Origin of the sequence: Terrabacter lapilli (assembly GCF_039531305.1) — a bacterium.
In the GTDB taxonomy this organism is placed as follows: Bacteria; Actinomycetota; Actinomycetes; order Actinomycetales; family Dermatophilaceae; genus Terrabacter; species Terrabacter lapilli.
The window spans coordinates 24,768-34,938 of the sequence record NZ_BAAAPU010000011.1; the positions used below are offsets into that span (position 1 = coordinate 24,768).

Below are 10,171 nucleotides of genomic sequence, written 5' to 3' on the forward strand. Positions count from 1 at the left end.
GACGGGCCGGTGACCGGCGGGTGCGCCGGCCCGAGATGGACGTGAAGGGGTGGAACCGGGAGATACGGTGACCCCATGGCACAGCGACTGCTCGCCCTCGACCTCGACGGCACGACCCTCAACCACATGGGTGAGCTGTCCCCACGCGTGCGGGACGCCGTGCGGGCCCTGCCCGAGGACGTCGCCGTCGTCATCGCCACCGGCCGGTCCATCCTCGCGACGACGCCGATCCTCGAGCAGCTCGGTCTGTCCGAGGGCTACGCCGTCTGCTCCAACGGCGCCCTGACGCTGCAGCTGAACCCGGCCGCCCCGACCGGCTACTCGATCATCGACCAGGTGACGTTCGACCCGCGGGCGGTCCTGGAGAAGATGCGGGTCGAGCTGCCCGACGCCCTCATCGCCGTCGAGGAGCCGGGCGTCGGCTTCAAGGTGAGCAAGCACTTCCCGGACGGGGAGCTGATGGGCCACTCCCGCGAGGTCCCCTGGGAGGAGCTCGTCGCCCACCCCGTCACCCGTGTCACCCTGCGCCAGCCGGAGTCGACGGCGGAGGAGTTCATGGAGCTGGTCGAGCGGGCAGGTCTCCACGAGGTGTCGTATGCCGTCGGCTGGTCCGCGTGGCTAGACATCAACCCGGAGGGTGTGTCCAAGGCGAGCGCCCTCGAGCTCGTGCGCCGGCAGCTGCGTGTGGAGCCGATCCACACCGTCGCCTGCGGCGACCAGCGCAACGACCTCGAGATGCTGCACTGGGCCGCCTGGGGCGTCGCGATGGGCAACGCCCCCGACGAGGTCAAGGCCGTCGCGGACGAGGTGGCCGGACACGTGGACGAGGACGGCCTCGTGCCGATCCTCGAGGCGGTGGCCCAGGCCGCGCGCGACGGGGTGCCGTTCCGGGACGGCACGGAGTCCGCGTCGACGGCCCGGCTCGAGCTCTAGGAGGTTCGCGGCAGGGCCGTGTCGAGAACCGGCCGTCTCGTTCGACGCAAGGGTGAGGCGGGAGCGAGGACCCCGCACCGACCGACCGAGGAGACCGCCGTGCGTTTCATGATCATCGTGCCGTCCACGCCCGTCATCGAGCAGGGGGGCACCGGCACCCAGCAGCAGTACGCCGACATGCAGGCCCACAACGAGGAGATGCTCAAGGCCGGCGTCTTCGTCGACGGGGAGGGGCTGCACCCGAGCTCCAGGGGAGCGCGCGCGGCGTGGCAGGACGGCGAGTGGGTCATCAGCGACGGGCCCTTCACCGAGAGCAAGGAGCTCGTCGCCGGCTTCACCATCATCGACGTCAGCTCCCGGGAGGAGGCGCTCGAGTGGCTGAAGAAGTGGCCCGTCTCGTGCGCACCGGAGCCCGGCTACGCGCTGGAGCTGCGCCAGATCCTCAGGGCCGAGGACTTCGGCGACGAGCTCACGCCGGAGCTGCGTGAGCGGGAGGAGCAGATGCGGGTCGAGGCCGCGCGCAACGCCGCGCGGGGCTGATCGGGCCGGACGCCGCTGCGTCAGTGTTGCGCTGGGTGAAACAGTGTCGTGGCGCGCGGGCGCAGTCTCTCGTCCGCGCCCACGTCAGTGGTGCGCGGGGTGAAACAGTGTCGTGGTGACGAGCCCGACCAGCCAGCAGATGCCCAGCTCCGATGAGGTGCGCCGGACGCTCGAGGCGGTCTGGCGCATGGAGGCCGCGAAGGTGGCGGCCGTCGTCGCCCGCCTGGTGGGCGACGTGGGCCTGGCCGAGGACCTCGCGCAGGACGCCTTCGTCCAGGCGCTCGAGCAGTGGCCACGTGACGGCATACCGACCAAGCCGGGCGCGTGGCTGACGGCCACGGCACGGCGACGCGCCATCGACCGCATCCGCCGCGAGGTCAACCTCGCCGGCAAGCTCCAGCAGGTGGGTCGTGCGGAGGAGCTGCGGACCGCCGAGCTGGCCGAGGCAGACTTCGACGCGGCCCTCGAGGACATCGACGACGACGTCCTCGGACTGGTCTTCGCCGCCTGCCATCCGGCACTCACCGCCCAGGCGCGGATCTGCCTGACCCTGAGGATGATCGGCGGCCTCACGACGCGAGAGATCGCCCGTGCCTTCCTCACGAGCGAGCAGACCGTCGCCCAGCGCATCTCGCGCGCGAAGAAGACGCTGAGCAAGGACGGCGTGACGATCGAGGTGCCGTCCGGGGCCGAGCTGGCGCCGCGGCTCGCGTCGGTCCTCGAGGTCGTGTACCTGGTCTTCAACGAGGGGTATGCCGCCACGTCGGGTCGTGACTGGCTGCGCGGTGACCTCATGGAGGAGGCGATCCGGCTCGGCCGGGTGCTCTCGGCGCTCGCACCGCGGGAGCCGGAGGTGCACGGCCTGCTGGCGCTGATGGAGATCCAGGCCTCGCGCACCCGCGCGCGGATCGGGCGTGACGGGGAGCCGGTGCTGCTCCTCGACCAGGACCGCACCGCGTGGGACTGGGCCCTGGTCAACCACGCCCTGGCCGAGCTCGACCGCGCGACGTCGCTCGTCGGGCCGGACCACGAGCAGGCCGGGCCCTACGTCCTCCAGGCCGCCATCGCCGCCTGTCACGCTCGCGCGCGCACCGCCGATGCCACCGACTGGGCGCTCATCGCCGCGCTCTACGGGCGGCTCGGGCAGATCCGGCCCTCGCCGATCATCGAGCTCAACCGCGCGGTGGCGGTCTCGTATGCCGACGGCCCGGCCGCCGCGCTGGGGATCGTCGACCGCCTCGTCGAGGGCGGTGCCCTCGCCGACTACCACCTGCTGCCCAGCGTCCGTGGCGACCTGCTCGCCCGCCTCGGCCGCGTCGAGGAGGCCCGCGCCGAGTTCGCGCGGGCCGCGGACCTCACCCAGAACGACGCCGAGAAGGCGCTGCTCCTCGCCCGGGCCTCGGGACAGGACGACGGGCCCGAACACGACTCGAACACGACGCGAACCGGGGCTTGACCTGCGCGCGCGAGAGTGGGGACATGAACAACCACACCACCCGCCGGACCGCCGGCATCGCCCGCTCCTCCGCGGCCCTCGGGGCGGCCGTCCTCGTCCTCGGCAGCCTCGCGCTCGGGGCGTGCTCGAAGACCGACCCGAGCGCCTCCTCCCCGGTCCCCGCGGCCCAGGTCCAGCACCAGGTGACCGGTGCGACCACGGACGGCGACACCGTCGACCTCGTCGACGCCGCGTTCCAGGCAACCGGGGCCGCCCAGACCGAGCAGACCACCCCGGGCACCGGGGCCGGCACGGCCGGGAAGCCCGGGCGCCAGGGACTCCGCGCCCGGATGCTGAGGGCCCTGCACGGCACCTGGGTGACCGAGGGCAAGGCCGGCCCGGTCACCCACCAGGCCGTCCGCGGTGACGTCACCGCCGTCTCCGCCACCTCGATCACCGTCAAGGCCAAGGACGGGTTCTCCCTGACGTTCTCGGTCGCGGGCGACACGAAGGTCCGCGCCCGCACCACCGGCAAGGGCACCGCCTCGACCATCGGCGCCGTCAAGGTCGGCTCGAAGGCCCTCGTGGTCGGCCTCGGGGCGACGAACCCCACGGCCCGGGTGGTCGTCTTCAAGGTCACGACGTCCTCGCCCGGCGCCTCGCCCTCCCCGAGCGCGTCGAGCTGACCCGCGGCCACCGGACCACGACGGTCCCCCCACCGTCGAGTGCCCAGCTCCCGCGGTCGAGTGCCCAGATCCCCACGTCGGGATCTGGGCACTCGGGTCGCACGGGTGAAGGTCACGCCCGGGGCGCCCCGGATCGCTCCGCCGCCGGCTCGGCCGCCCCGTCGGAACCCTCCCCGGCGTCGGGACGCCGGTTGGCGAGCAGGCTCGTCGCCGTCACGACAGCCAGGATGCCGACGATGACGCCGAGCGAGAGCAGCGTCGGGATCTCCGGCACGCCGGGCCAGACCCCGTGCGCCCAGTGGAGGACGAGCTTGGCGCCGATGAAGGCGAGGATCAGCGCGAGCCCGTGACCGAGGTGGACGAGCTTGGCCAGGGCGCCCTCGAGCACGAAGTAGAGCGCGCGCAGGCCCAGGAGGGCGAAGGCGTTGGTCGCGAAGACCAGGTAGGGGTCGCCGGTGATGCCGTAGACGGCCGGCACGGAGTCGATGGCGAAGACGACGTCGGTGCCCAGGATCGCCACGGCGACGAGCGCCAGGGGCGTCAGCGCGCGCCGACCGTCACGTCGGACCGTGAGGCGGGTGCCGGCATACGCGTCGGTGACGGGGTAGAGGCGGCGGATCAGCCGGACGCTGCGCAGCGAGTCGACGTCGAGGTCGTGCTCGGTGTGCGACACGGCGTCCCGGCCGACCTTGACTGCGGTGGCGAGCAGGATCGCGCCGAAGAGCAGGAACGTCCAGGCGAAGCTGGCGATCATCTGCGCCCCGAGCGCGATGAAGACGCCGCGGAGCACGAGGGCGCCGCCGACGCCGATCAGGAGCACGCGCTGGCGCAGCTCGCGCGGCACGGCGAAGGCCGAGAGCAGGATGATGAAGACGAAGAGGTTGTCGACCGACAACGACTTCTCGACGAGGTAGCCGGTGTAGTACTCGACGCCCTGCTGGGAGCCGTACTGCCACCAGAGCCAGCCCCCGAAGAGCACCGGGACGGCGATGTAGAAGGCCGACCAGCCGACCGCCTCGCGCATGCTCGGGTCGTGCGGGCGGCGGGTGATGAGGAAGTCGACGACGAAGAGGGCGGCGACGCCGGCGATCGTCGCGATCCAGAGCGTCGGCGTACCGATCGAGTCGGTGACCGGCGCGGGCGTCGCAGCGGTCGGGAGTGCGGTGAGCATGGGGCTCCTCAGAACGTGATGTCTGAGGTCTCCTTCACCGACGGACGTCGGCCACGAACCGGGGCGGTCGTCGGACCGCCGTACTGACCGGGTCGTGCGAGGAAGTACTCCCCTCGCGGGTCATCGTACCGGCCGCCGAGGGGCGGCCGAAATCCCCCGTCCGGGGGCTCGGGTTCAGACCTCGCGAGTCGCCCGCACGGCGAGCCCAGCGAGCTCGTCGGAGGTCACCGGCCGCGCCCCGGCCGTCCAGTCGCCGGCGTCGAGCGCGTACTCGGTGCCGTATGCCGGCTGCCCGGGCTGGGTGCGCCAGCCCTCCGCGAGCGGCCCGAGGTCGAGGGTGTCGTAGCCGATGGCGTCGAGCGCCTTGCGCACGGTGTCCTTCGCCTGGGCGTCGTCGCCGGCGATGGCGAGGGTGCTGCGGTCCTGGGCCCCGGCCCGGCGGGCGAGCTCGCCCAGGTGCTGGAAGAAGATGTTGTTGAAGCCCTTGACGACGTGCGACTGCGGCAGGTGTGCCTGGAGCAGCTCGGAGCTGGTCGTCGAGCCGTCGTCGAGCTCCGGGATCTGCCCGTCGCGCTCGGGGTAGTAGTTCATCGTGTCGATGACGACCTTGCCGGCGAGCTCGTCGACGGGCACGTCGCGGTAGGCCTTCAGCGGGATGGTCACCACCACGACGTCGCCGGCCGTGGCGGCCTCCTGCGCGGTGGCGGCGCGGGCGTGCGGCCCGAGCTGCGCCACGAGGTCCGCGAGGGTCTCGGGACCCCTGCTGTTGCTGAGCACGACGTCGTGTCCGGCCGCGATCGCGAGCCGGGCGACGGTGCTGCCGATGTTGCCGCTGCCGATGAAGCCCCAGGTGGTCATACGGTCGTCAACCGCGCAGTGCGTCGGGTCATTCCACGGCGTCCGCGCGGGGGAGGCGCAGCGTGAAGCGCGCTCCCCCCTCGGCGGCGTGCCCGGCCTCGACGGTGCCGCCGAGGACCTGCGCCAGCCGGGCGACGATGGCCAGACCCAGCCCGGTGCCGACCGGGCGCAGACCGCGGTAACGCTCGTGCAGGACCGACGGCTCGAACGCGACGGGGAGGTCGTCGTCGCCCAGGCCCGGGCCGCCGTCGCGGACCTCGACCACGTCGAGGCCGCCCTGCGGACCGGGCTCGTGACGGACCTCCACGACGATCGGGTGCCCCGACGGCGTGACGCGCAGGGCGTTCTCGAGCAGGCCGTCGACCAGCTGGCGCACCCGAGCCGGGTCGGTCACCGTCCGGGCGTGCGGCACCGCCGGGACGAAGGTGAAGGGCACCCCGACCGCCCCGCACCGGCGCGACCAGGCGGACTCGATCTCGCGACCGAGGGCGACGAGGTCGGTGGGCTGGGGCGTCACGCTCGGCCGGTCGGCGCCGAGCCGGGCCAGGTCGAGCAGGTCGCCGACGAGGCGCTCGAGCCGCTTGGCCTCGGTCAGGACGACGCCGCCGACCCGGGCGGTCTCGTCCGCCGGCACGACACCGCTCGCGAGCGACTCGGCATACCCGCTGATGCCCGTCAGGGGGGTGCGCAGGTCGTGCGAGACCGACAGGAGGAAGTCGCGCTGGCGCCCCTCCGACCGGGACAGGGAGCCGGACAGCGAGTTGAGCGCGCTCGCGACCTGGGCGACCTCCTCGGGACCCTCCACCGGCACGCGGACGTCACGCCGGCCGGCCGCCAGGGCGTGCGCGGCGGCCGCGGTCCGTTGCAGCGGGCGCGACAGGCGCCGGGCGACCGTCACGCTCACGAGCACGGCCACCACCGCGGCGATGGCGAGGGCCAGCAGGACCCGGCGCACGAGCTGGTCCGAGCCGGCCGTCGCGTCCGACCGGCGCTGGACGAGGACGATGCCGCCGGCCTCGGTCGGTCGACCCTCGACGAGGACGAGGGTGCCGCCGAGGTCGTCGCGTGCCGAGACGCTGCGTCCGGCGAGCAGGGCCGTCTGGCGGGCAGGGGTCAGGGCCTGGCGGGCCAGCGCGCTCGTCGAGACGACGGCGCCACCGCGGCCGACGCTCGCGGACTCGATGCCGAGCGTCCCCAGGGTGCGCACGGCGCGGTTCTGGCCCACCCGGGCAGCGGCGCCGGAGTCGGCCCGCACGGCCGCAGCATCGGCGATCCCCGCGAGGGTGCGTCCGGCCGCGTCGTCGACCGCCGTACGGGTCAGGCCCACGGCGAGGACGCCCGCGAGAAGCGCGGTCAGGACCGCGATGCCGACGGCCAGCAGGACCATCTGCCGGGAGAGCGAGCCCCGTCCCGCCGTCACGGTCGAGGCCCGGCGTCGGTCGGCGCGTCGCCCGTGACGCCGGGGGCAGGGTCCGCGCGGTCTCGCGGAGCCCGCTCGGCGGCATACCCGACGGAGCGCACGGTGCGGATGGGGCTCGCCGGCCCCAGCTTGGCGCGGACCTGCGCCACGTGCACGTCGACGGTGCGCGTGCCGGCGGTCGCGGCATACCCCCACACGTCGCTGAGCAGCTGCTCGCGGGTGAACACGACGCCCGGCCGGCGCAGCAGGTGGACCAGCAGGTCGAACTCCGTCGCCGTGAGGGCGACCTCCTGCCCGGAGACGCGGACCTCGTGGCTGGTGAGGTCGACGCTCAGCTCGCCCGAACGCAGCACGTCCGGGCCGGAGAGGTCGCCACGGGTGCGGCGCAGCACGCCCGCGAGGCGCGCGACGAGCTCGCGCGGGGAGAAGGGCTTGGTGACGTAGTCGTCGGCGCCGAGCTCGAGCCCGAGGATGCGGTCGACCTCGTCGTCGCGGGCCGTGACGAACAGCACCGGCGTCCAGTCGCCCCGGGCCCGCAGTCGCCGGCACACCTCGATGCCGTCGAGCACCGGCAGGCCGATGTCGAGCACGACCGCGCTCGGCCGCAGGTCACGGGTCGCCTCGAGCGCGCTGGCACCGTCACCGACGACCTCGACGCCGTAGCCCGCCGCACGCAGGTTCAGCCGGAGCACGTCGGCGATGGCGGGCTCGTCCTCGACGACGAGCACCAGGCCACGACCTGGCGTGCTGGCGGCGTCGTCGCGGTTCACCTCGTGGGCGGTGGGCACGCTCGCAGCGTAGTGAGCGTGGGCACCGCCCGGGCCTCGCTCGTGTTCGGATCGTGTCAGGACGCGGTGGCCTGTGGAACGGGAGAGCGGTCACGGCGGCGTCGGGCCACGATCCCGGCGACGGCGACGGCGACGAGGGCCAGCGCCACGACGGCGACCCCCCACCAGGCGCCCGCCTCGGCCGCGAGCCAGGCCTGCACGACGGCGAGGCCGACGGTGGCGTAGAGCACGGCCCAGAGGGCCGACCCGGCGACGGCCGCAGGCACGTACCACCGCAGCGGCATCCGCACGACGCCCGCCGTCAGGTGGACCGCCGTCTGGATGCCGACGGTGAGGTAGGACAGCGTGACGGCGAAAGGACCCAGACGGCGCAGCAGCGCCTCGGCTCGCGCGGTGAGCTCGCCGTGCCTGCCCCGGTAGCGCTGCCACCCGGCGACCGCGCCCCGTCCGACCCAGTAGGTGCCGTTCGAGCGGACCATGGCGCTCGCGAACAACGCGAGGAACGCCTGCCAGAAGGGCAGCGCGGCCAGGGTGTCGAGCATGCGGCCAGCCTAGGCGGCCGCGCGTGCTCGCCGGCGGGAGCACCCCGGCGCGGCGTGTGATGGGACCGGGCGGGTGGGATGCTGGCCGTGCCATGACGAACCCCACGCACCCGCCCCGCGAGCTGACGATCGCCTCCGCGTCCAACCCGCGCCTGAAGTCCCTGCTCGGCCTGCGCCGACGCCGCACGCGCGAGGAGACGGGACAGACCCTCGTCGAGGGCTACGAGGAGATCGGCCTCGCGCTCTCGTCGGGCGTGCGACCCGGCACCGTCTACGTCTGCGAGGAGCTCTTCAGCCCCGCCGGACGAGCCGGCAGCCAGGACATCGGCCACCAGAGCGACCTGCTGGCCCGCCTGCGCGACGACCGCGTCGAGGTCGTGCACCTGAGCCGCAGCGCCTTCAAGAAGGTCAGCTACCGCGAGGGCCCCGACGGCCTTCTCGCCGTCGTCGACCGCGTCGGTGTCTCCCTCGCCGACCTGCGCGTCGACGGTCCCGACCACCTCACGCTGCTGAGCCAGGGCGTCGAGAAGCCCGGCAACCTCGGCGCCATGCTGCGCACCGCCGACGCCGCCGGGGTCGACGCCGTGGTTGCGGCCGACCCCGTCACCGACTGGGGCAACCCCAACGTCGTGCGCGCGAGCAAGGGCACCGTCTTCGCGGTGCCGGCCGCGAGCGCGACGACGGCCGAGGCCCTCGAGTGGCTGCAGGCCAACGACATCCGCCTCGTCGTCACGACCCCCGAGACCGACCTGCTGCACACCGACGTCGACTACACCGGCCGCGTCGCCATCGCCGTGGGCAGCGAGAAGCACGGCGCCGACCGCACCCTCCTGGACGCGGCCACGCACCGGGTGCGGATCCCGATGCGCGGCAAGGCGAACAGCCTCAACGTCGCCGCATCGGCCGCGATCGTCCTCTACGAGGCGGTCCGGCAGCGCGACTCCCGCTGAGCGGAGGACGCAGCCCGCGCACGCCACCGGAGGCGGCGTGACGGCATACGGAAACGACGCGAGCGTCCCGACCGTGTGACCGGCGCGGCGGTCGCTAGCGGGTGGAGGTGGGGGTGGTCAAGAGCACCCCTTCGCGTGTGTCACGATGTTCTGTATGCGAGTTGACCACGTCTCCTATGCAGCGGAGGCCGGTGGCCTCAAGGCCACAGCCGCCCGGCTGTCCGAGCTCATCGGCGTCGCGCCGGTCGACGGCGGGGTGCATCCCCGGTTCGGCACGCGCAACGTGATCTTCCCCCTGGCCAAGGACCACTACCTCGAGGTCGTCGAGGTGCTGGACCACCCGGCCTCCGACAAGGCCCCCTTCGGGCAGGCCGTCCGCGCCGCCTCCGAGGCCGGCGGCGGCTGGCTCGGCTGGGTCGTCGCCGTCGACGACATCAGCGCCGTCGAGCAGCGCCTCGGCCGCGAGGCGGTCCTCGGCAACCGGCACCGCCCCGACGGCACCGAGCTCAAGTGGCGCCAGGTCGGCATCAAGGGCCTCATGGCCGACCCGCAGGTCCCCTACTTCATCGAGTGGGACGACATGACGGTCCACCCCTCGGCGGGTGCCGACACGTCGGTCTCCATCGACCACCTCGAGATCGCCGGCGACCCCAAGCGCGTGCGCGAGTGGCTCGGCCCGGACGACACGTTCGACAAGGGCGGCATCAACTTCACCTTCGTCGCGCCGCACGGCACGCCCGGCCTGCTCTCGGTCACCTTCGACACCCCGTCCGGCAAGGTCACCATCTGACCTTCCCCACCTCGACTCGCACGCGAAGCGGCGGCCACCCTCTCCGGGTGACCGCCGC

General features: G+C 73.5%; 11 protein-coding genes. 6 read left to right on the top strand and 5 right to left on the bottom strand.

Features of this window, described 5'->3' with window-relative positions; translation table 11 throughout:
- Positions 1-75: 75 nt before the first annotated feature.
- From ABD241_RS17675 to ABD241_RS17690, 4 genes are all read left to right on the top strand, one after another.
- Positions 76-933, top strand: coding sequence for an HAD family hydrolase (locus tag ABD241_RS17675; protein ID WP_344065771.1), 858 nt, complete (start codon positions 76-78; stop codon positions 931-933).
- 108 nt (positions 934-1,041) lie between these two features.
- Entirely contained in the window at positions 1,042-1,473 is a 432-nt protein-coding gene (locus ABD241_RS17680) for a YciI family protein (protein WP_344066956.1), read from the top strand.
- 139 nt (positions 1,474-1,612) lie between these two features.
- Positions 1,613-2,929, top strand: coding sequence for an RNA polymerase sigma factor (locus tag ABD241_RS17685; protein WP_344066959.1), 1,317 nt, complete (start codon positions 1,613-1,615; stop codon positions 2,927-2,929).
- Positions 2,930-2,952: 23 nt separating this feature from the next.
- Complete coding sequence (locus tag ABD241_RS17690) at positions 2,953-3,594, top strand: hypothetical protein (RefSeq protein WP_344065774.1); 642 nt, start codon at positions 2,953-2,955, stop codon at positions 3,592-3,594.
- 112 nt (positions 3,595-3,706) lie between these two features.
- On the opposite strand, the gene ABD241_RS17695 is transcribed toward ABD241_RS17690, so the two are convergent.
- The 5 genes from ABD241_RS17695 to ABD241_RS17715 form a co-directional block, all read right to left on the bottom strand.
- Positions 3,707-4,765: a TerC family protein gene (locus ABD241_RS17695; RefSeq protein WP_344065778.1), complete on the bottom strand. Its 1,059-nt coding sequence runs from the start codon at positions 4,763-4,765 to the stop codon at positions 3,707-3,709.
- 174 nt (positions 4,766-4,939) lie between these two features.
- On the bottom strand, positions 4,940-5,623 hold the full coding sequence (locus tag ABD241_RS17700) for an NADPH-dependent F420 reductase (protein ID WP_344065781.1): 684 nt from the start codon (positions 5,621-5,623) through the stop codon (positions 4,940-4,942).
- Between the two features lie 28 nt (positions 5,624-5,651).
- On the bottom strand, positions 5,652-7,043 hold the full coding sequence (locus ABD241_RS17705; protein ID WP_344065784.1) for a HAMP domain-containing sensor histidine kinase: 1,392 nt from the start codon (positions 7,041-7,043) through the stop codon (positions 5,652-5,654).
- Positions 7,040-7,831, bottom strand: coding sequence for a response regulator transcription factor (locus tag ABD241_RS17710; protein ID WP_344065787.1), 792 nt, complete (start codon positions 7,829-7,831; stop codon positions 7,040-7,042). The genes ABD241_RS17705 and ABD241_RS17710 overlap by 4 nt, the downstream gene beginning before the upstream one ends.
- Before the next feature lie 56 nt (positions 7,832-7,887).
- Positions 7,888-8,373, bottom strand: coding sequence for a DedA family protein (locus ABD241_RS17715; RefSeq protein WP_344065790.1), 486 nt, complete (start codon positions 8,371-8,373; stop codon positions 7,888-7,890).
- 92 nt (positions 8,374-8,465) lie between these two features.
- On the opposite strand from ABD241_RS17715, the gene ABD241_RS17720 reads away from it, so the two are divergent.
- Complete coding sequence (locus ABD241_RS17720; protein ID WP_344065793.1) at positions 8,466-9,323, top strand: RNA methyltransferase; 858 nt, start codon at positions 8,466-8,468, stop codon at positions 9,321-9,323.
- A gap of 154 nt (positions 9,324-9,477) precedes the next feature.
- The gene (locus tag ABD241_RS17725; RefSeq protein ID WP_344065796.1) at positions 9,478-10,113 is read left to right on the top strand and encodes a VOC family protein; all 636 of its coding nucleotides are present in this window, start codon (positions 9,478-9,480) and stop codon (positions 10,111-10,113) included.
- Positions 10,114-10,171: the final 58 nt, after the last annotated feature.